16 protein-coding genes are annotated in these 19,403 nt (G+C 66.6%); 7 read left to right on the top strand and 9 right to left on the bottom strand.

Annotation, left to right across the window (positions count from 1 at the left end; genetic code table 11):
• Positions 1-498: 498 nt before the first annotated feature.
• Entirely contained in the window at positions 499-2,922 is a 2,424-nt protein-coding gene (locus ABIA73_RS04260; protein WP_033830694.1) for a putative bifunctional diguanylate cyclase/phosphodiesterase, read from the bottom strand.
• Positions 2,923-3,110: 188 nt separating this feature from the next.
• Positions 3,111-5,039 carry a DEAD/DEAH box helicase gene (locus tag ABIA73_RS04255; protein WP_025877722.1) on the bottom strand — a complete coding sequence of 643 codons (1,929 nt, stop codon included), beginning with the start codon at positions 5,037-5,039 and terminating at the stop codon, positions 3,111-3,113.
• A 269-nt stretch (positions 5,040-5,308) separates the two neighbouring features.
• Between ABIA73_RS04255 and ABIA73_RS04250 the strand changes: the two genes are divergently transcribed.
• The gene (locus tag ABIA73_RS04250) at positions 5,309-5,530 is read left to right on the top strand and encodes an RNA-binding S4 domain-containing protein (protein ID WP_025877723.1); all 222 of its coding nucleotides are present in this window, start codon (positions 5,309-5,311) and stop codon (positions 5,528-5,530) included.
• A gap of 15 nt (positions 5,531-5,545) precedes the next feature.
• Here ABIA73_RS04250 and ubiM read toward each other — a convergent pair whose 3' ends face one another.
• The 5 genes from ubiM to ABIA73_RS04225 all read right to left on the bottom strand — a co-directional run bounded on the left by ubiM (position 5,546) and on the right by ABIA73_RS04225 (position 9,635).
• Complete coding sequence (ubiM, locus tag ABIA73_RS04245) at positions 5,546-6,724, bottom strand: 5-demethoxyubiquinol-8 5-hydroxylase UbiM (RefSeq protein WP_354275474.1); 1,179 nt, start codon at positions 6,722-6,724, stop codon at positions 5,546-5,548.
• 80 nt (positions 6,725-6,804) lie between these two features.
• On the bottom strand, positions 6,805-7,194 hold the full coding sequence (locus ABIA73_RS04240) for an MAPEG family protein (protein ID WP_279208521.1): 390 nt from the start codon (positions 7,192-7,194) through the stop codon (positions 6,805-6,807).
• A 214-nt stretch (positions 7,195-7,408) separates the two neighbouring features.
• Positions 7,409-7,807, bottom strand: a complete 399-nt coding sequence (locus ABIA73_RS04235; RefSeq protein ID WP_354275473.1) for an SMI1/KNR4 family protein — start codon at positions 7,805-7,807, stop codon at positions 7,409-7,411.
• Between the two features lie 60 nt (positions 7,808-7,867).
• Entirely contained in the window at positions 7,868-8,413 is a 546-nt protein-coding gene (locus ABIA73_RS04230; RefSeq protein WP_279208523.1) for a DUF4019 domain-containing protein, read from the bottom strand.
• Between the two features lie 58 nt (positions 8,414-8,471).
• Complete coding sequence (locus ABIA73_RS04225; RefSeq protein ID WP_025877729.1) at positions 8,472-9,635, bottom strand: COG3904 family protein; 1,164 nt, start codon at positions 9,633-9,635, stop codon at positions 8,472-8,474.
• Between the two features lie 505 nt (positions 9,636-10,140).
• Between ABIA73_RS04225 and ABIA73_RS04220 the strand changes: the two genes are divergently transcribed.
• The 3 genes from ABIA73_RS04220 (at position 10,141) to ABIA73_RS04210 (ending at position 13,756) form a co-directional block, all read left to right on the top strand.
• Positions 10,141-11,619 (top strand): DNA-3-methyladenine glycosylase 2 family protein, encoded by a 1,479-nt coding sequence (locus tag ABIA73_RS04220; RefSeq protein WP_025877730.1) that lies wholly within the window; start codon positions 10,141-10,143, stop codon positions 11,617-11,619.
• Positions 11,616-12,107 carry a methylated-DNA--[protein]-cysteine S-methyltransferase gene (locus tag ABIA73_RS04215; RefSeq protein WP_025877732.1) on the top strand — a complete coding sequence of 164 codons (492 nt, stop codon included), beginning with the start codon at positions 11,616-11,618 and terminating at the stop codon, positions 12,105-12,107. The genes ABIA73_RS04220 and ABIA73_RS04215 overlap by 4 nt, the downstream gene beginning before the upstream one ends.
• A gap of 383 nt (positions 12,108-12,490) precedes the next feature.
• A complete protein-coding gene (locus ABIA73_RS04210; RefSeq protein ID WP_354275472.1) occupies positions 12,491-13,756 on the top strand; it encodes an alkaline phosphatase family protein in 1,266 nt (421 codons plus the stop codon).
• Positions 13,757-13,839: 83 nt separating this feature from the next.
• On the opposite strand, the gene ABIA73_RS04205 is transcribed toward ABIA73_RS04210, so the two are convergent.
• Positions 13,840-14,022 carry a 30S ribosomal protein THX gene (locus ABIA73_RS04205; RefSeq protein WP_025879339.1) on the bottom strand — a complete coding sequence of 61 codons (183 nt, stop codon included), beginning with the start codon at positions 14,020-14,022 and terminating at the stop codon, positions 13,840-13,842.
• Positions 14,023-14,132: 110 nt separating this feature from the next.
• The gene (locus tag ABIA73_RS04200) at positions 14,133-14,546 is read right to left on the bottom strand and encodes a MerC domain-containing protein (protein WP_025879338.1); all 414 of its coding nucleotides are present in this window, start codon (positions 14,544-14,546) and stop codon (positions 14,133-14,135) included.
• Between the two features lie 132 nt (positions 14,547-14,678).
• On the opposite strand from ABIA73_RS04200, the gene ABIA73_RS04195 reads away from it, so the two are divergent.
• From ABIA73_RS04195 to ABIA73_RS04185, 3 genes are all read left to right on the top strand, one after another.
• The gene (locus ABIA73_RS04195) at positions 14,679-16,883 is read left to right on the top strand and encodes a TonB-dependent receptor (RefSeq protein ID WP_354275471.1); all 2,205 of its coding nucleotides are present in this window, start codon (positions 14,679-14,681) and stop codon (positions 16,881-16,883) included.
• Between the two features lie 272 nt (positions 16,884-17,155).
• Positions 17,156-17,722 carry a TetR/AcrR family transcriptional regulator gene (locus ABIA73_RS04190; RefSeq protein ID WP_025879336.1) on the top strand — a complete coding sequence of 189 codons (567 nt, stop codon included), beginning with the start codon at positions 17,156-17,158 and terminating at the stop codon, positions 17,720-17,722.
• Positions 17,722-19,395, top strand: coding sequence for an MFS transporter (locus tag ABIA73_RS04185; protein WP_025879335.1), 1,674 nt, complete (start codon positions 17,722-17,724; stop codon positions 19,393-19,395). Before ABIA73_RS04190 ends, ABIA73_RS04185 begins: the two co-directional genes overlap by 1 nt.
• The last annotated feature ends 8 nt before the right edge of the window (positions 19,396-19,403 follow it).

The raw sequence follows: 19,403 nt of genomic DNA, 5'->3' as shown, positions 1-19,403 counted from the left end.
CGATGGCGCCTTGCTCGTGTGCGCCGTCCTGCGCACACGGCAAGACCGGGGTTGGGCGTCCTGCCCAACCCGGCCGAGGGCATGCCTCGGGCCCATGGCGCCAACGGTCCTGCCTGCCCATACCGCCCCACCCCTGACAGTTCCCGCGCGTAGTAGATCCATGCCATGCGCGGATGGACGTTCCTACCGATTTCGAGATCATCGAATGGATTGGATTTCATCCACGCATGGCGTGGATCTACGTGTCGACCAAGGTCGACACCCACCAGGAGCAAGTCATGCCATCCCGACAGATTGTGGAGATCTGTCGAAGGCGGGGTGGGTCCGGTTGCGGGGGCGTGAGCGCCATGGATGGCGCGACCGAGCCTACAGGGACGTACTTGCGGCGTCCCCCGCAACCGGACCCCCCCCGCCATCCCACGGAATGCAGCTGTTGCTGTTGCTGTTGCTGTTGCTGTTGAGGTTGAGGGTGCCGGGCGCAGCCCGGCCGCAGCACCTTCAGCCGACAGCCGATGGCCCCTGCGTACCGGCCAACCGCATCGGTCGCAGGTCAGCCAGGGTCAGCCGTTCCAGCGGCTGCGGCCGTTCGATGGCATAACCCTGCAGCCCCTGCACGCCCATCCCGGCCAGCGCCTCGGCAATTTCGGTGGTCTCCACCCACTCGGCCACCACCTCCATCTGCAGTTCGCGGCCCAGCTCGCTGATCGCGCGCACGCTGGCACGGCTGACCGGATCGGTGTCCATGTCGCGCACGAACGCCCCATCGATCTTCAGCATGTCCGCCGACAGCTGCCGCAGATAACCGAACGAGGACAGGCCCGAGCCGAAATCGTCCAGCGCCACCCGGCAGCCGCGCGCCTTGACCGCGTCGATGAAGGCACGCGCCTGGCTCAGGTTACCGATGGCCGCGGTTTCGGTGATCTCGAAACAGAGCTTGGACGCCAGCGCGCGGTTGCGCTCCAGCAGGTCACAGACGAAGGCAAGGAATCCCGGCTCGGCGATCGACTGGGCCGATACATTGACGTTGCACAGGCCCAGCTGCCGTACGTGCGCCGGGCACACCTGCAGGTGGCGGAAAAGCAGGCCGAGCACGTGCCGGTCCAGCACCACCGCCATGCCGTAGCGCTCCACCGCAGGCATGAACTGGCCCGGCAGGTGCAGTACGCCTTCACTGTCACGCATGCGCACCAGCACCTCGTAGTGCAGGTACGACGGATCGCCGACCTTGGCGATGCGCTGCGCATACAACAGCATCCGGTTCTCGGCCATGGCGCGACTGACGCCCTGCAGGCGTTCAGCCTCCAGCCGTCGCTCCTCCAGCGCCAGCCGGTTTTCGTTGAAGCAATGCACGCGGTTGCGACCGGCCTGCTTGGCCGCATAGCACGCGCTGTCGGCCGCGCTCATCAACCAGTTCACGTCCGGCGCCTCGGCTGTCACTTCGACCACGCCGACACTGCAGCTCAACTGGGGACTGCCCTCGCTGACCGGGAACGTGGCCTGGCCCAGGTTGCGGATCAGCCGCTGCAACACGCGCTTGGCTTCATCCTGGTTGGCGCGGGCAAGGAACACCGCGAACTCGTCCGCCCCCAGGCGGCCGACCCAGTCGCCATCGCGCACCGCGCCGACCAGGTACTCGGCGAAACTGCGCAGCATCTGGTCGCCGGCCGCGTGGCCGAAGCTGTCGTTGACCAGCTTGAAGTGGTCCAGGTTGATGTAGCCCAGGGCATGGGTTCCGCCGTCGGAGCGGACCTGCAGCAGCGATTTTTCCAGCAGGCGCTCGATCTCCCGACGATTGATCAGGCCGGTCAGGGGGTCATGGCTGGCGTGGTGCTCTATCTCACGTGCCAGGGCATGGTTCTGGCTGACATCCTCGACGATGGCGAACACCGACAGGCGGCCGCTGGCAGTGCGCACGCCGGTGCCACTCCAGCGTCCCCACACCAGGCTGCCATCGCGGCGCCGGAAGCGCAGCTCGCCCGGTCGCAGCTGGCGCTCCCAGTCGATGTGGCCACTCTCATCGATCACCAGCTCGCCCTCCATAAGCAGCTCGGCCAGCGACATCTGCAGCAGCACGTCCCGACGATGGTCGAGAATGTCGGCCATCGCCTGGTTGGCCTCCACCACCCGGCCGCCGGCATCCAGCTTGAGCATGCCGACGTTGGCTTGGTAGAAGGCAGCCCGGAAGCGGCTCTCATGCTCGGTCAGGTCCTTGCCGACCCGGCGCGCCAAAGCCACCGCCATCAGGCTGATCAGCAGGACCGACAGGCCGCCCACGGCCAGGGTCGCGATGCGCACCGCGCGGGCCATGCGCAGCAGTGCCTGCGAGAACGCCTGCGCCTGCCCGCGCAGCTGGTGGTCGATGCCACGCAGCCGATGCAGGTAGTCATCCACGGTCGCCTCGTCCAGCGGCCCCGAGCCATGGCGCCGTTGCAGTTCCTCCGCCAGCGACTGCATGGCCAGCAGGTTTGCGTCGGTCTGCCGCCACAACCAGGTGGCTTCGCGGAAGGCTCCGACGTTGCGCGCATGGCGGAACGAGAAGATCAGCCGCGGAATGTCGGCGCGGGCATTGCCCCCACGCAGAAAACCGGCGCGGGCTTTCGCCTCGTCCGGTTCGGGTTGCTCCAGCGCCTTGCGGGCCTGCAGGTCACCCAACGGAACCTGCAGTGCCGTCTGGGCATCCTGCAGATCCTGCAGATGGCCACGCGCCAGGTAACGGCTGAGCGCTGCGGTGGCGTCCTGCTGCCCCCGCGACCAGTAGCCCTGCCCTGCGATCCATGCGGTCGATGCCGCCTGCAGCTCCTGGATCACAGCCGACAGCGCGACCAAGCCGATCGCCATGCCCGTCAACAGCGCAAATCGCAGTCCCAGCCCGCGGGTCATCGGTACCCGTCGACGCTGTTGGTCCATGCCACTTCTACCCATCCTGGATCCCCCGAATGTGCTGCGGTGACAATCTCCTACGGAACCGCGCCAGCCTAGAACCGCAGATGTGTGGGCCATGCGAAACCGGACCCGGCCGGTGATCGGCAGCGGCGGCCGGGCCGCCCTGGCGCCATGCAAACAACAACGCCAGCCCGGAGGCTGGCGTTGTTCGTCTACTTCAGCGCGGCTTAGAAGCTGCGCGGGCCACGTGGCTTGTTGAAGCCATCACGACGCGGCGGACGGCTGTCGCGGTCGCCGCCGGGGCCACCCGGACCGCTGCGACGCGGAGCTCCCGGGCCACCCGGACCGCCCGGACCACGCTTGTCGAAGCGCGGCTTGAACGGACGCGGCGCCGGATTGACCTCTTCACCGGCCGCCAACGGGCGCATCTGCAGCTGCTGGCCGGACACCCAGACCTTCTGCAGGTGGGTCAGCACGTCCGACGGCATCTGTGCCGGCAGATCCAGCAGCGAGAAGTCGTCGTGGATGTCGATACGACCGATGAAGCGGCTTTCCAGGCCGGCTTCATTGGCGATGGCGCCGACGATGTTGGCCGGCTTCACGCCATGCTGGTGGCCGACCGAAATGCGGTAGGTCTCCATGCCCTGCTCCGGTGCACCGCGCGGCGGCACGTCACGGCGCGGGCGCTGCTCGAAGCCACCCTCGGCATCGTCACGACGCGGGCCACGCTCGAAGCGCGGGCCGCGCTCGTTGCGGTCGCCACGTTCCGGGCGCTCGGTGCGCTCGAAACGCTCGCGCGGCGCACGCTCTTCGCGCGGTGCACGCACCGGCGGCTGCAGCAGGAACGGGGTATCGCCCTGCATCATCTTCGCCAGTGCGGCGGCCACTTCGATGGCCGGCACGTTCTGTTCGGACTCGAAACGCTCCAGCAGCTGGCGGTAGAAGTCCAGGCCGCCCTGGCCCAGCGTCTCGGTGATGCGCGAGGTGAACTTGTTGATGCGGTTGTCGTTGACCGCTTCCACGCTCGGCAGCTGCATTTCTTCGATCGGCTGGCGGGTCGCACGCTCGATCTGGCGCAGCATGCCCTTTTCGCGCGGGGTGGCGAACAGGATTGCTTCACCGCTGCGGCCGGCACGGCCGGTACGGCCGATGCGGTGCACGTAGCTTTCGGTGTCGTACGGGATGTCGTAGTTCAGCACGTGGCTGATGCGTTCCACGTCCAGGCCACGAGCGGCCACGTCGGTGGCGACCAGGATGTCCAGCTTGCCTTCCTTCAGCATGGCGATGGTGCGCTCACGCTGGGCCTGCTGCATGTCACCGTTGATGGCGGCAGCGGCTAGGCCACGGGCCTGCAGCTTGCTGGCCAGCTCTTCGGTGCCGGCCTTGGTGCGCGCGAAGACGATCATCGCGTCGAACGGCTCGACTTCGAGGATGCGGGTCAGCGCGTCCAGCTTGTGCATGCCGCTCACCCACCAGTAGCGCTGGCGGATGTTGGCCGAGGTGGTGGTCTTGGTCGCGATGGTGACTTCGACCGGGTCCTTCAGGTAGGTCTGCGCGATACGACGGATGGCCGGCGGCATGGTGGCCGAGAACAGCGCCACCTGGCGCTTCTCCGGCAGCTTCTTCAGCACCGCTTCGACGTCGTCGATGAAGCCCATGCGCAGCATTTCATCGGCTTCGTCCAGCACCAGCGTCTTCAGCTCGGACAGGTCCAGCGTGCTGCGGTTCAGATGGTCGATGACGCGGCCGGGGGTACCGACCACGATGTGCACGCCGCGGCGCAGAGCCGTCAGCTGCTGGCCGTACGGCTGGCCGCCGTACACCGGCAGCACGCGGAAACCGGGGATCTTGGAGGAATAGGACTGGAACGCCTCGGCAACCTGGATGGCCAGCTCGCGGGTCGGGGCCAGCACCAGGGCCTGCGGCTTGATCTGCTGCAGGTCGATGTTGGACAGCACCGGCAGCGCGAAGGCCGCGGTCTTGCCGGTACCGGTCTGGGCCTGGCCCAGCACGTCGCGGCCTTCCAGCATCGCCGGGATGGTGGCAGCCTGGATCGGCGACGGCGTTTCGTAGCCGATGGCAGTGACAGCCTGCATGACAGAATCGGACAGGCCGAGCTGCGCGAACTGCAGCTGCGCTTGGGTTTCTTGGGACATGGGGAACTCCGAAGGCACTGCCACGAGCATGGCAGGCGAAAAAAAAGGGGGATTCCGCGCTTTGGGCGCCCTTCTTATCGCGTGCCCTGGCGCTGCTCGGTTGGAGCTGAGGTTTTACTCGCTCAGAGCGGAATGATACCGCACTGTGCCTGAACAAGGTGTACAGGAAGCCAACGGCATGCCGTTACGGCCCGCCGTGGCGCACAATAGGCGCCCATTTTACCGCCGCGGGCCCTGTCCTGCAGCGCCTGCCCCAGGAAACCCGTTCCATGCAGATCCTCGAATTCGACCTCGACGGCGATTACGTCGAACTCAAGCAGTTGCTGAAGCTGGCCGACCTGGTCACCAGCGGCGGCGAAGCCAAGATGGTCATCAGCGAAGGTCTGGTGCTGGTCGATGGCGAGGTCGAGCTGCGCAAGGCCTGCAAGATCCGCGCAGGCCAGGTGGTTGAGTTCAACGACAGCCAGATCCGCGTCCTGGCCGCCGCGTAAGTCACCGCGTGGCCGTCAGGCCACGCGCTGGGTCAGGTGGGCGGCAATCAACTGCCGGAACGGTGCCACCCCCTGCGCCACCCGCAACCCGGCCGCCCGCAACAGGCGCGCCGGACGGCGGTCGTCGGTATACAGGCTGGCAATCGCATTGGTCGCTTCATACAGCGGCCGCGCCGCCAGCCGATGCCCGCGCTGGTAGCGGCCCAGCATGCCGGCCGCGGCGATGTCCGCTCCACGTCGCTGCTGCTCGGCGATGCCCTGCGCCAGCCGCTGCGCGCTGGCCAGGCCCAGGTTGAAACCGTGTGCGGTGACCGGGTGCATGCCCACTGCGGCATCACCGATCAGTGCCGAACGTTCGCCGACAAAGCGGTGCGCATACACCCCGACCAAGGGATAGACCTGTGGCGTGGCCACCGGCTGCATGCGCCCCAGGCGGTGTTCGAAGAAGCCGCTGATGGCCTCCCCGAACGCGATCTCATCCATCGCCAGCAGCGCTTCGATCTGCCGCGGCGGCAGGGTGATCACCGCCGATGCCTGGCCTTCGTTGAGCGGCAGCAGCGCCATCGTGCGGCCATAGCCGAACCATTCCCAGGCCGTGTGGTGATGATCGCGCTCGACCTGCATCCTGCAGACCAGCATCGATTTGCCGAAGTCACGCATCTGCGCACCGATGCCGAGCATGCGGCGGGTGCCGGAGAAGCGACTGTCGGCACATACCAGCAGCCGCGCATGCAGCTCACTGCCATCGTCCAGGCGCACCACGTGGCCCTGGCTGTCGGCGCGTACCGCCTGCACCTTGCGGCCATCAAACAGTTCCAGCCCGTCCTGGCCCTGCACCGCCTGCCAGGCCGCGCGGCGGATCAAATGGTTGGGCACCAGCCAGCCCAGCGGCTGGCCATCTACCTGGCTGCTGGCGAAGGTCAGCGCGAAGGGCGAACCTCCGTTCAGCACCCGCGCGTCGCGCAGTTCGGCAACCTCGGCTTCGGGCAGGCGCTGCCACAGGCCAAGCTGTTCCAGGCTTTGCCGCGAGGCATGGGTCAGGGCGATTTCGCGGCCGTCGAAGGCCGCCTCTGCCAGGGCCTGGCGCGGCTGTGCCTCGACCAGCCCCACCTGCAGGCCAGTGCTGGCCAGCGCGCGCGCAAAGCACAGCCCGGCCGGTCCGGCGCCGACCACCACCACGTCCATCCTGCGCATGCGCGCCTCCTGCCGTTGATCCAGTCGCGGCCAGCATAGCGCTGCTTGCCTGACCGGCCTTGATCTGGATCAGCTGCGCGTCACAGCAGCGCGAACACCATCGCCAGGATCGCCACGATCGACACCAGCCAGACCAGGCTGCGCACATAGGGCACGCCGGCTGCGTACAGCGGCAGGTAGACAACGCGTGCCCAGAAGTAGACCTGCGCCGCCAGCGCGGTGGTGTCGCTGCCACGCCCGGCCAGCACCACCGCAATCGCAGCGGCGGCGAAGAACGGGAAGGTCTCAAAGAAGTTGGATTGCGCCCGCTGCAGTCGTCCAGCCAGTGGACTCAGCGGCTTGGACGAGTCGTCACGTGCGGAGGCATTCCATTTCATCCCGCGCTCGTGGGTGACCACGGTGGAGGCGGCAAAGATGTAGACGAAACCCAGCAGCATCGCCCACGCCAGCATCGTCAGTTCGGTTGTCATCATTCATCCACGGCGACAAGTTGATCGGAGGATCGCTTATTACTTCGGCCTAATACGCAGGCTGCTTATAACTCCATTCCAGTAGCGCACAGCCTCAAAGTGCTGCTGTCTCGTCAACCAGGTTTTGTTCTCAGGGCTGATCGGATCACCACCAACGATAGCGGGTTTAATCTCGAACAGCTCCATGCCCTTGGGACGTGAGTACTTATTCAGGTCAATCATTTTCGTCTGCCAATCGAGCAAACAGATCGGGAAGGTCGCTCGCTACCGAGATGGCATGCTTACGATCCATGCCTATAAACGGAACCCGAACTATCGGCATTACTGCATCCAATGTATCAAACCCGTACGCCTCCCCTCCGCCGTAAGAAGCGAACAAAAATATACCTGGTGCATATGTCTCGACCTCATATTCACGATTGAAATCGACTACCTCTTCTGCTTTCCAGAAAATGACGTAGTTATCGCCAATGAACCCTTCGCCACCGTCGTGCGCCCTGAGGAATTCAATGTAACTCTCGGGAAGTGCCACTCCCAGGGGTGTCGACAGACCATCAACCGCCGAAGCTTCGGCCGGACAATTAAGCCGCCCCTCTGTCAGGTGATATTTCATAGTTGTTTTTCCAGATCTTTCTGCAGGTAGCTCCGCCAACAAGTCATCTGCTACCAACCCTCAGGGTGCCGATGCGCGCAGGCTGTATCCGGCCAGGCGCCAGGTCTGGTCTTCGTCGAAGCGGAACGACACCAGCTCGCGTACCGGCTGCGCGCTGTTGGCGAAACGGGTCGGGAAGCTGACGTTGATGTACAGGCCCTCGGGCACGGCAGCACCTGCAGCGTATTTCACGCGGGTGATGGTCGGCTGGCCACGCCCGGCCAACGCGCCAAGACGTGTGCGGTCTGCCGCAAGCTGGCTGACGAAGGCCGCCTTGGGCACTGCGCGGCGGGCAACCGCCGAGGCGCCGTCCCACAGCTCACCGGCCCGATTGGCGTCGACCAGTTGCGCGGCCTTCAATGCGGCACTGCCCATTTCCGCGTCCTGTTTCTGCACCTGCGCCTGCTGGGCCGGGCTCAACGCCGGCGCGGCAGCAGTGGCCGGCTTCGCGGCCGTCGGTGCGCTCGGCGCGGGGCGAGCCGGGGCCGGTGCGGGCGTGGCCGGCGCCGGCGTTTGCGCCAGTGCAGCCAGGGGCAACAAGGACAGCAGCAGGAGCACGCGCTTCATGGACACCGCCGGTTCGATGGAAAGAACCGCAGTCTACGCCAGCGCAGTGAGTGGACCGTCAGCGCGCCTGGACGCTGCCTTCCACCGCGCCCGCCTCGGCCTGCGCCGCCGGTGCCGCCGATGCCGCGGGCAGCTGCTCGGCCACCGGCGGCTGCTCCGGCGGTGCCGGGGGCAGCGTAGCCACGTCGATCTCCGACAGCGGGCTTTCCTCCGGGCACACCGGGTCGGGGAAGCCGAAACGCTGCTTCAGCGACTGGCCACAGCTGTTGATCGATTCCATGTCGGCACCGTCGCGCTTGCACTGCTGGTCGAACGCCACCAGGAACGCATCCTTGCGCTGCACGAAGTCGTCGCCGCAGGTACGCATCTGCTTGATCCGCTCCAGGTCGTCCTGCACGGCGTTGGTCCCGTCCAGGCCGTACTGGCGAAGCTCTTCGGCCGTCAGCAGGCGCAGGCTGCGGTTGGGCACGGTCATCATCAGGTCGGCCACACCCACCGCCACACCATTGCGCTGCAGATAATCCTTCACGTTGTCATAGACCTCGTGCAGCTCGCGGTTGAGTTCCGCGCGCGAAGTGGCCTTGGAACTGATGCGCATCATGCGGTGGATGCCGACCTTGCCGGTCAACAGGCGGTTGTCGCCGGCAGCCAGCACGAACACGCAGGCGCTGTGGCAGATCGAGCCCTCGCGCACCCAGATGGTCCAGCCGGATTCGCCGATGCTGTCGCCGGCAACGATGGCCGATTCCACCTGGCCACCGCTGGAATCCAGATCCAGGATGCGCTTGTGGATCTGCAGCTCGTCGGCGACCACGGCCAGCCGCCACATCATCTCGGCAAACCCGGGGTTGATCTTGCCGTTGTAGCGCACGCGCAGCAGGCCACGCTCGGCGCACGGCGCCAGCGCCTGCTTCAACTGTTCGCGCTGCAGGCCTTCCAGTTCAATGCCATCGCCGCCGTCGCCGGCGTAATCGGTGGTGCAGCTGACCCAGGCCTTGCCGTTTTCCAGCTGCGCCTGCGGCCAGGGCCGATCAGCCCGGCTGCGCGCCTGTGCCGGCGGGGGCGGCGCATCGGCGGCATTGATCGACACCATGTTTTCACCATCACTGGCCGGGGCCCGCGTGGCCCTGTCGGCCGCGGTGACGTTGCCCGGGTTCTCCAACTGGCTGCAGCCCGCCAGGGCCAGGAATAACAGGGGCAACCAGCGGAGTTTGGCGGACATCGGGCAACCGGATTCAGACAGGCAAGAACCACAGTCTACCCGTCCACGACGCGCATTCAGCGCCCGCCACTGAACCTGTTCTGACCCTCACGCACCGTCATTTCCCATTCCAGTGTCTTCCCCCTTCCCATCCACGCATGGCGTGGATCTACATGTCGACCAAGGTCGACACCCACCAAGAGCAGGCCAATGCCATCTCGACAGTTCGCGGAAGTCTGTCGAAGGCGGGGTGGGTCCGGTTGCAGGGGTGTCCGCGGCATGGATGCCGCGGCCAAGCTTACAGGGACGTACTTGCAGCGTCCCCTGCAACCGGACCCACCCCGCCATCCCACGGATAGCCCGCTGTTGCTGTGCCGTTGCTGTTGCCGTTGCTGTTGCTGTTGCCCTTGCTGCTGCCCTGGCCTGAAGGCCTCTGCGGGTGCCGGGCGCAGCCCGGCCAGGCCCCTCCAGCATCCATGTCCGAATATGGCGAGTACTACCGCCCGCAGGCGCCTAGACTGGCGCCATGGATACCGCACTCGCCCTCGACACTGCCGCCTGCGATCGCGCCCGCCTGGCCCGTGATGCACGCTTCGACGGCGTATTCTTCACCGCCGTGCGCAGCACCGGCATCTACTGCCGGCCGGTGTGCCCGGCGCCACCACCGAAGCCGCGCAACATCACCTATTTCCCCACGGCAGCGGCCGCTGCGTCCGCCGGCTATCGCCCCTGCCTGCGCTGTCGCCCCGAGCTCGCCCCGCTGGCACAACAGGCGCTGGCCGGACAGGCCGTGCAGCGTGCCCTGGCGCTGATCCATGCTGGCTTCCTGCAGGACCAGCCGGTGGCCGAGCTGGCGGGAAAGATCGGCCTCAGCGCACGCCAGCTGCAACGCCTGTTCGTCGAACGGCTGGGCGCAACGCCAGGGCAGATCCACGCAACCCATCGCCTGCTGCTGGCCAAGCAGCTGCTGACCGAAACCACGCTGCCGGTGACCGACGTGGCACTGGCCGCTGGTTACAACAGCCTGCGCCGCTTCAATACGGCATTCCTGCAGGGCTGCGGCATGGCGCCTACCGTACTGCGCCGCCAACACCATCCCCTGGCCGCCGACGATGGCGGGCTGGTGCTGCGCCTGGGCTATCGACCGCCGCTGGATTTCCCCCGCATGCTGGCCTTCCTGCGCAAGCGCAGCCTGCCCGGCATCGAACTGATCGGGGAAGACAGTTACCAGCGCGTGTTGGGCACAGCCGAGCGCCCCGCTCTGCTGCGCGTCACCGCCGACCCGAAGCGACCCGAGCTGCGCCTGCAACTGGGCGCGGTCGACCCACGCCTGATTCCGGACATCGTGCGCCGCGTGCGCCGTGTGTTCGACCTGGACGCCGACCTGCAGCAGGTGCACGCCGCGCTGGGCGATGAACCTCTGTTGGCGCGCGGCATCGCCGAGCGCCCCGGCCTGCGCGTGCCAGGCGGATGGGACGGCTTCGAGGTGGGCGTGCGCGCGGTGCTGGGCCAGCAGGTCAGCGTGGCCGCGGCCACCACGTTCGCGCGCCGGCTGGTCGATGCCTACGGTGCGCACCTGCCCGGCATGCCGTCCGAATTCGACCGTCAGTTTCCAGCGCCGGACGTACTGGCCGACGCGCCGCTGGAATCGATCGGCCTGCCACGCAGCCGCGCCGCCACCGTGCGCGCCCTCGCCGCAGCCTGCGCCAGCGGCCAGCTCGACTTCGGGCCGGGGCAGGCACTGGAGGAATTCGTCGCCCGCTGCGTGGCCCTGCCCGGCATCGGCCCGTGGACGGCGCAGTACATTGCCCTGCGCGGGCTCGGCCAGCCTGATGCCTTCCCCGCCGGTGACCTGGTGCTGCAGCAGGTGCTGGGCCATGCACAGGGCCAGCGCCTCAGCGAACGCGCCACCGAGGCCCGTTCGCAATCATGGCGACCATGGCGCGCCTATGCCGTGCTGCATCTGTGGCACCTGTCCGGCACTTTCGTTGGAGAACCCTCATGAACCTGTTGTTCGATCGCTTCGATACACCGATCGGTGAACTGACCATCGCCGGGGATGAGAATGGCCTGGCCCACGTCCTGTTCCCGGAAAACCGCCATCCTGCGCGCGGCCGCGAGCACTGGCATTACGCGCCTGGCGCATTGCCGGAGGCGCGCGAACAGTTGCTGCAGTACCTGCACGGTGAGCGCAGCGGTTTCGACCTGGCGCTGGCACCGCATGGCACGCCATTCCAACTGCGCGTCTGGCATGCGCTGGCGTTGATTCCCTTCGGCCAGACCTGGAGCTACCTGCAGCTGGCGCAGCAGCTGGGTCAGCCGACGGCGACCCGTGCGGTCGGCGCGGCCAATGGCCGCAATCCGTTGCCGATCGTGCTGCCGTGCCATCGCGTGATCGGCAGCAACGGTACGTTGACCGGTTTCGGTGGCGGCCTGGAAACCAAAGCGGCGTTGTTGCGGCTGGAGCAGCGACAGGCACCGCTGTTTGCATGAGGGTTGGAGGCAGGGCTGCGCCCTGCACCCGCTACAAGCCAGAGCAACGTCAACGTCAAAAGCAGGTTGTCCGTGGGGGGGCGGGGCGGTGTCGGATTGCGGGGACGCCGTAAACCCATCCTTGGGGGCTTGGCCGCGGCATCCATGCCGCGGACACCCCGCAATCCGACACCGCCCCGCCTTCGACAGGTTCCCGGTGACGGTTTGATTCGTTCCGGTAGATCCACGCCATGCGTGGATGGAAGCATCCGTAATCTGTCTGGAGAAGAGCCCCCTTGTTGTTCAAGGGCGCGGGGATACGGTGAAATGCGTGGACACGCCAGCGCGCCACAGGCGCGATGGCGTGTCTTGGGTACGTCATTGCTGCGGATTATCATGGCGGGATGACTTCCGTACGCCTGACCTGCACGCTGGCGCTGCTGCTGCCCCTGGCCGCATGCACCACCACGCCTTCGCCTTCGACAACCATCGCTGCACCTGCCGCGGAGGCGAATACGCCGCCCGCCAGCCCGCCGAAGCTGCTGTTGATCTCCATCGACGGCCTGCGCGCCGATGCGTTGGATCGCGGCCTCACCCCGAACCTTCAGCGGATCATCGACGGTGGTGTGCGTGCGCGCTGGATGACGCCCTCCTATCCCTCGCTCACCTTCCCCAACCACTACACACTGGTCACCGGCCTGCGTCCGGACCACCACGGCATCATCAACAACAGCATGGACGATGCCGCGCTCGGTCGCTTCGCGCTGCACGACCGCACTGCGGTGACCACCAGCGGATGGTGGGGCGGCGAACCGATCTGGGTCGGTGCCGAGAAGGTCGGTGTGCGCACCGCCACCACCTCATGGCCGGGCAGCGAAGCCGAGATCCAGGGCACACGGCCCAGCCAGTGGCGCATTTACGATGCCAAGGAACCGCTGGAGCAGCGTGCGCAGACGGTGCTCGACTGGCTGTCGCAGACCGATGCCGATGCGCCGCGCCTGACAACGCTGTACATGGAGCACGTGGACAAAGCCGGCCACAACTTTGGCCCCGAATCCAGGCAGTACACCGAGGCCATCGTGCATGCCGACCAGGTCATCGGCCAGGTGCTCGATGGCCTGCAGCAGCACGGCCTGGCCGACAGCACCAACGTGATCGTGGTCTCCGATCACGGCATGGCGTCGGTGCCGGAGGGCCAGGTGATCGCCCTCGAATCGATGGTTGACCCTGCCATCGCGCGCAACGTCAGCGCAGGCCAGTCGGTCGGCTTCGCGCCGGTGGTGGGACGCGAAGCAGAGGCCGAGCGTGCCCTGCTCGGTCGCCACGCACACTACGAATGCTGGAAGAAGGAGAATCTGCCGGCCCGCTGGCATTACGGCACCCATCCGCGCGTGCCGGCCATCGTCTGCCAGATGGATGAAGGCTGGGACGCGCTGACGCGCGAGAAGATCGCCAAGCGCGAGCACGCCGATCGCGGCTCACATGGCTACGACAACGCGTTGCCGTCGATGCGCGCGGTGTTCGTCGCCCGTGGCCCTTCATTCCGGCAAGGCCTGGTGATCGACGGTTTCGACAATGTCGACGTCTACCCGCTGCTGGTGCACCTGCTGCAGGTGCCGGAAGCGGCCAACGATGGCAACGCGCAGACGCTGCAGAAAACCCTGCGCTGATCGCGGCGCCATGCCCTGGCCACGGTCAAAAAAAAACGCGGCGCCGAGCGCCGCGTTTTTCTTTGGACCGGTCGGTCGGCGGATCAGCCGGCCTTGGCCACTGCCTTCTTGGCCACAGCCTTCTTCGCCGGAGCCTTGGCCACGGTCTTCTTGGCAACCGGGGCGGCGGCGCCTACGGCGACCTTGCTCGCGGTGTGCGAACGGGCGTTGCCGTAGCTGGCGTTGTAGCGCTTGCCCTTGGCGGTCTTGCGGTCACCCTTACCCATGTCTTCAACTCCTCAAATGTGAAATCTGGTTACCCCGTACTGACACGGGTTCGGCGGGGCCGCCTTGCTGGGCGCCCCCGCGCACGATCGGAAAGCCTACCACGGAGCGCCTAGTGCGCGCAGCTGGCGTCATGCACGTGGCCGTGGTTCAAGCGCAGGTTGACCAGGTGCGCGATGCCGACCAGCAGGCCGCCCAGGGTCATCACCACCGCGTGCGGCACCGCGTTGTGGTGCAGCGGGTCGTACAGCACGCCGGCCCACAACGCGACCAGGCCGGGAATCAGGAACGCCAGCGCACGCAGCGCACCGTGCCGCCGATAGCCCCAGACCAGGCTGAACAAGCCCAGCAGGGTCACGAACACCACCAGCGCCTTCTCCACGCCATCGCTGAGCCAGAAGGACAGGCCAAGCGAGGGGGCAGCGGCCAGCAGCAGCGGAATGACCGCGCAGTGCACCGCGCACAGCATCGAACCGGTGGCGCCGAAGCGATCGAGCAGGTGGCGCAGGCGTGAGGGCAAGGGCATGACTTCCAGCAGGGCGGTGAATCGTTATGGAATAATATAACATCGTTTCCCGACCCGCACGGTTCCCCTCCCCCTGTCCCGCCGACGGGATTCGTGCGCCACCCGATTGATACAATGTAACAAAGGACGCCCATGCCCTCCCGTCACCCTCGCCTCAAGCCGCATTCCCTGGCCCTGGCGCTTGCTGCGCTGCTGCCCTCCGTCGCCTTTGCGGCCTCCGACGATGATTCGCATCGTGACCGCCACCTGACCGAGCTGTCCTCGGTGCAGGTCACGGCATCGCCACTGCAGGGTGATGCCGAATCGCTGGCGCGCCCGGTTGAAGTGCTGGCCGGTGAGCGCCTCGATGAGCAGAAGGCCGGCACCCTCGGTGACACCGTCGCCAAGCTGCCCGGCGTGCAGAGCACCTTCTTCGGCCCCGGCGTCGGCCGCCCGATCATCCGTGGCCAGGAAGGTCCGCGCGTGGCCGTGCTGTCCAACGGCATGGGCAACATGGACGCCTCCACCGTCAGCGCCGACCATGCCACCAGCATCGAGCCGTTCCTGGCCGACCAGATCGAAGTACTGAAAGGCCCGGCTACCCTGCTGTTCGGCAGCGGCGCGATCGGCGGTGCGGTGAACGTGGTTGATGGGCGCATTGCGCGCGAACTGCCGGATCGTCCGCTCAGCGGCCGTGCCGAGCTGCGTGGCAATTCGGTCAACGACGAACGCAGCGGCATGTTCCGCCTGGACGGCGTGAGCGGCAATGTCGTGCTGCACGTGGATGGTCTGGTGCGCAATGGCGATGATTTCCGCATTCCCGGCTACGCGGTGATCGACGGCCTGGAAGACCACCACGATGACCACGACCACGCGGGCGAGGAAGGCGAAGAGCCGCGTCGCGGCCGCCTGGACAACAGTTCCATCCGCACCCGCGCCGGTGGCGTCGGCGCCACCTGGCTGGGCGAAGGCGGCTACTTCGGCGCCTCGGCCAGCACCTACCGCACCAACTACGGCATCCCCAACGGCGCCCACGTGCATGCCGACGGCGATGGCCACGACCACGACCACGGTCACGACCACGACCATGGCGAGGAGGAGGAAGGTGAAGAGCACGACGTGCGCATCGACATGGTGCAGAACCGTTTCGAGACCAAGGCCGGCATCTACAACCCGGTATCGTTCCTGAAGAACGTCAACGCGCGCGTGGCCTACACCGATTACGAACACGTGGAGCTGGAAGCCGGCACGCCGTCCACCCGCTTCACCAACCGCGGCATCGAAGGCCGCCTGGAAGCGGTGCAGCAGCAGATCGGCGGCTGGGACGGCGCCTTCGGCCTGCAGTTCGGCAACAGCGATTTCGGCGCAAAGGGCGAAGAAGCGTTCGTGCCCGATACCGGAACCAAGAACATCGGCCTGTTCGTTCTGCAGGAAAAGCAGTTCGGCCCGTTCAAGCTGGAACTGGGCGGTCGCCACGACCAGGTCAAGCTGGACCCGACCGGCGACTACCGCCGCCGCAAGTTCGACGCCACCAACCTGTCGGCCGCCGGTATCTGGAAGCTCAACGATGCGGTCGACCTGCGCATCGGCGTGGACAGCTCCGAGCGTGCACCGACCAATGAGGAGCTGTACGCCGCCGGTGCGCACATCGCCACCCGTTCGCTGGAAATCGGTGATGCCAACCTGAAGACCGAGCGCGGCCAACGCATTGAACTGGGCATCCACACCCACAGCGAGCGCCTGGACTTCTCTGCCGCGATCTACCAGACCAGGTTCAAGGACTTCATCTACCTGGCCGACACCGGCATCACCGAGAGCCTGCCGGTGCGCACCTGGACCCAGCAGGACGCGGTGTTCAAGGGCGCCGAAGCCGAAGCGCTGGTGCACCTGTTCGAAGGCGGCGCCGGCGATTGGGACCTGCGCGTGTTCGGCGACTACGTGCAGGCCAAGCTGGACGGCAACGGCAGCCGTACCCTGGACATCGCCGTGCCGCACGGCGACCACAACCACAACTACAGCGTGGAACTGGCCAACACCGGTTACCTGCCGCGCATCGCCCCGGCCCGTGTCGGCGCCGACCTGCGCTGGGCGAAGGATGGCTGGCGTGCCTCGGTGGGCGCGGTGCGTTACAGCCGGCAGAAGGACGTTGCGCAGAACGAGGAGCCGAGCAACGGCTACACCCTGGTCGATGCGCACCTGGCCTACCGCTGGGACCGCAGCGACAGCAACAGCTACGAGTTGTTCCTGGATGGCAGCAACCTGACCAACCGCGAAGTGCGTCCGCATACCTCGCTGCTGAAGGATTACTCGCCGCTGCCGGGTCGTGGTGTCGCCTTCGGGATCCGCGCGTTCTTCTGATGAGGCATCCACGCATGGCGTGGATCTACTGACGTGCATCCGCGCGTGGTGTGGATCTACTGAAGTGCATCCACGCATGGCGTGGATCTACTGACTTTGACGGCGGCATGCTGTCGTTCTCTCCCGGGGGGCCAGGTTGGCCCCCCGTCTTTTTTGATGACCTCGATCGACCCTCACGCATCCGTCACAAAGATGTGCGTACGACAACAAGCGGACAATCCCGTCGCCATTCGTCTCTCGCCATCCGGACATTTGTGTCCGAAAATGAAGCCATGACCACCCAACGTGCCGATGCCGCTGCCCGCCGAGCCCTCATCCTCGATGCTGCCGACCATGTGTTCGGCCAACACGGCGTCACCGCGCCGCTGGACCTGGTGGTCGAGCGTGCCGAAGTCGGCCGCGCCACCCTGTATCGGAATTTCCCTGACCGCACCGCGCTGATCCAGGCGCTGCTGCAGCGCACGGTCGACCGCATCCGCCGCCAGGTCGAGCAGCTTGGCGACCGCGACGACGCCCTGTTCGAGGTGTTCGAAGGCATGGCCCAGCGCATCGTCGATTCACCGGCACTGGCCGATTACTGGCGCGCGGTCGATTCGGACGTGCCGGCCATGCGCACCGCACGCGAGACCGTGCGCGACCTGCTGGAAGCCCCCATCGCCCGTGCCAAGGCCGCTGGCCTGTGCCGGCCCGACCTGGAGAAGACGGATATTTCACTGATCTCGGGCATGCTGGGCGCGGCCCTGCGCGGCAAGACCCGCGATGAGCGCGCCCAGCTGGCCGGGCGTGCCCTGCAGCTGCTGCGCGGGGGACTCCAGGGAGCAGCCAGCGGGGAACGCTGATGGTGCAGCCGTACCTCAAGCCGGTTCCGGATTGGGAGGAGCACGAGAAGCCGACCATGCCTGGTTCGGCGTCGATGCCCTGGCACCCGCCTTATCGGCGTGCAGCCTATGCACTGGTGTCGCTGCTGGTGGCCATCACCGGCGGCCTTGGCAACGCGCTGGTAACGGCCAACCTGCCCTTCCTGCAGGGGCAACTGGCGCTCACCCCCACCCAGGGCAGCTGGCTGGTGGCTGCCTACGCCATGGTCAACGTGACCGCCAACCTGCTGGCCTTCAAGTTCCGCCAGCAATACGGCATCCGCCTGTTCGCCGAGATCGGCCTGGGGCTGTATGCGGCGCTGGCGGTGCTGCACCTGTTCGTCGGCAGTTTCGAGACCACCATGCTGACCCGCGCCGCCAGCGGTTTCGCCGGCGCGGCCTGTTCGACGCTGGGGACGCTGTACATGCTGCAGGCGCTGCCGCGGCGATTCACCGGCAACCTGCTGGTGATCGGCGTCGGCCTGTCGCAGCTGGCGGTGCCGATTGCCTGGATCGTCTCGCCCGGCCTGGTCGATACCGGCCAATGGCACCAGCTGTATTCGTTCGAAGCGGGGCTGGCGCTGTGCGCGTTTGCCGCCGTGGTCGTGCTGAAGTTGCCGCCGGGCATCCAGGTCAAGGCCTTCGAACCGCTGGATTTCCTCACCTTCGCCCTGCTCGCGCCTGCCGTCGCCCTGCTGGTGGTGGTGCTGGCCCAGGGCTACACGCGCTGGTGGTTGAACACGCCGTGGCTGGGCTGGGCGCTGATCGCCTCCATCGTGCTGACCACCACCGCACTGATCATCGAACACTACCGGCGCAACCCGCTGCTGCAGATCCGTTGGCTGTCGACCCTGCCGGTGATGCACTTCATCGTCGGCGCCTTCCTGATCCGCTTCCTGACCACTGAACAGTCCTACGGCGTGGTCAACCTGATGCGCACGCTGGGCATGGGACCGGACCAGATGCGGCCGCTGTTCGTGGTGATCCTGGCCGGCGTGGTCACCGGCATCGCCGGTGCGTCACTGACCTTCGGCCCGAAGCGCCTGATTGCGCAGCTGCTGATGGCGATCCTGCTGCTGGGTGCCGCCGCGTTCTTCGACCAGCACCGCACCAGCCTGGATCGCCCGCACGACTTCTACATCAGCCAGTTCCTGGCGTCGGTGGGCGCCGGCATGTTCATGGGCCCGCTGATCATGCTCGGTATTTCGGCCGCGTTGAAACAGGGCGTGGACCACATGATCACCTTCCTGGTGACATTGTCGATCACGCAGACGCTGGGCGGACTGGCCGGCTCGGCCGTGCTGGGAACATTCCAGCTGCATCGCGAGCAGCTGTATTCCAGCGCGCTGACCAGCCAGCTCGATCCAGCCGACCCGGTGGTGGCACAGCGCCTGCGCATCCAGCAGCAGTTGTACGCAGCGCAGATCACCGACCCGGTGCTGCGCAGTGCCCAGGGCAGCGCGCAGCTGGCGCAGACCACCCGCCGCGAAGCCAACGTGCGCGGGTTCAACGATGTGTTCACCCTGAGCGGCTGGCTGGCAATCGGTTTCCTGTGCTGGTTGCTGCTGCTGTCGCTGCGTACCGCCGTACGCAAACAATGGCGCAAGCGCCATCCTTCCTCCCCCGCTGCGGCTGCGACCGCGGCACCGCGCTGAGTCCACCG

The sequence above is a fragment of the Stenotrophomonas sp. 2694 genome (assembly GCF_040548715.1).
Classification (GTDB): Bacteria; Pseudomonadota; Gammaproteobacteria; order Xanthomonadales; family Xanthomonadaceae; genus Stenotrophomonas; species Stenotrophomonas indicatrix.
Note: the sequence above shows the minus strand (reverse complement) of the source record. Positions and strands in the feature narration are given on the sequence as shown.

Bases quoted from the DNA above. Each gene is read 5' to 3' on its own strand.
- ABIA73_RS04260 (WP_033830694.1), bottom strand. From the start codon at position 2,922: ATGGGTAGAAGTGGCATGGACCAACAGCGTCGACGGGTACCGATGACC.
- ABIA73_RS04255 (WP_025877722.1), bottom strand. From the start codon at position 5,039: ATGTCCCAAGAAACCCAAGCGCAGCTGCAGTTCGCGCAGCTCGGCCTG.
- ABIA73_RS04250 (WP_025877723.1), top strand. From the start codon at position 5,309: ATGCAGATCCTCGAATTCGACCTCGACGGCGATTACGTCGAACTCAAG.
- ubiM (WP_354275474.1), bottom strand. From the start codon at position 6,724: ATGCGCAGGATGGACGTGGTGGTGGTCGGCGCCGGACCGGCCGGGCTG.
- ABIA73_RS04240 (WP_279208521.1), bottom strand. From the start codon at position 7,194: ATGACAACCGAACTGACGATGCTGGCGTGGGCGATGCTGCTGGGTTTC.
- ABIA73_RS04235 (WP_354275473.1), bottom strand. From the start codon at position 7,807: ATGAAATATCACCTGACAGAGGGGCGGCTTAATTGTCCGGCCGAAGCT.
- ABIA73_RS04230 (WP_279208523.1), bottom strand. From the start codon at position 8,413: ATGAAGCGCGTGCTCCTGCTGCTGTCCTTGTTGCCCCTGGCTGCACTG.
- ABIA73_RS04225 (WP_025877729.1), bottom strand. From the start codon at position 9,635: ATGTCCGCCAAACTCCGCTGGTTGCCCCTGTTATTCCTGGCCCTGGCG.
- ABIA73_RS04220 (WP_025877730.1), top strand. From the start codon at position 10,141: ATGGATACCGCACTCGCCCTCGACACTGCCGCCTGCGATCGCGCCCGC.
- ABIA73_RS04215 (WP_025877732.1), top strand. From the start codon at position 11,616: ATGAACCTGTTGTTCGATCGCTTCGATACACCGATCGGTGAACTGACC.
- ABIA73_RS04210 (WP_354275472.1), top strand. From the start codon at position 12,491: ATGACTTCCGTACGCCTGACCTGCACGCTGGCGCTGCTGCTGCCCCTG.
- ABIA73_RS04205 (WP_025879339.1), bottom strand. From the start codon at position 14,022: ATGGGTAAGGGTGACCGCAAGACCGCCAAGGGCAAGCGCTACAACGCC.
- ABIA73_RS04200 (WP_025879338.1), bottom strand. From the start codon at position 14,546: ATGCCCTTGCCCTCACGCCTGCGCCACCTGCTCGATCGCTTCGGCGCC.
- ABIA73_RS04195 (WP_354275471.1), top strand. From the start codon at position 14,679: ATGCCCTCCCGTCACCCTCGCCTCAAGCCGCATTCCCTGGCCCTGGCG.
- ABIA73_RS04190 (WP_025879336.1), top strand. From the start codon at position 17,156: ATGACCACCCAACGTGCCGATGCCGCTGCCCGCCGAGCCCTCATCCTC.
- ABIA73_RS04185 (WP_025879335.1), top strand. From the start codon at position 17,722: ATGGTGCAGCCGTACCTCAAGCCGGTTCCGGATTGGGAGGAGCACGAG.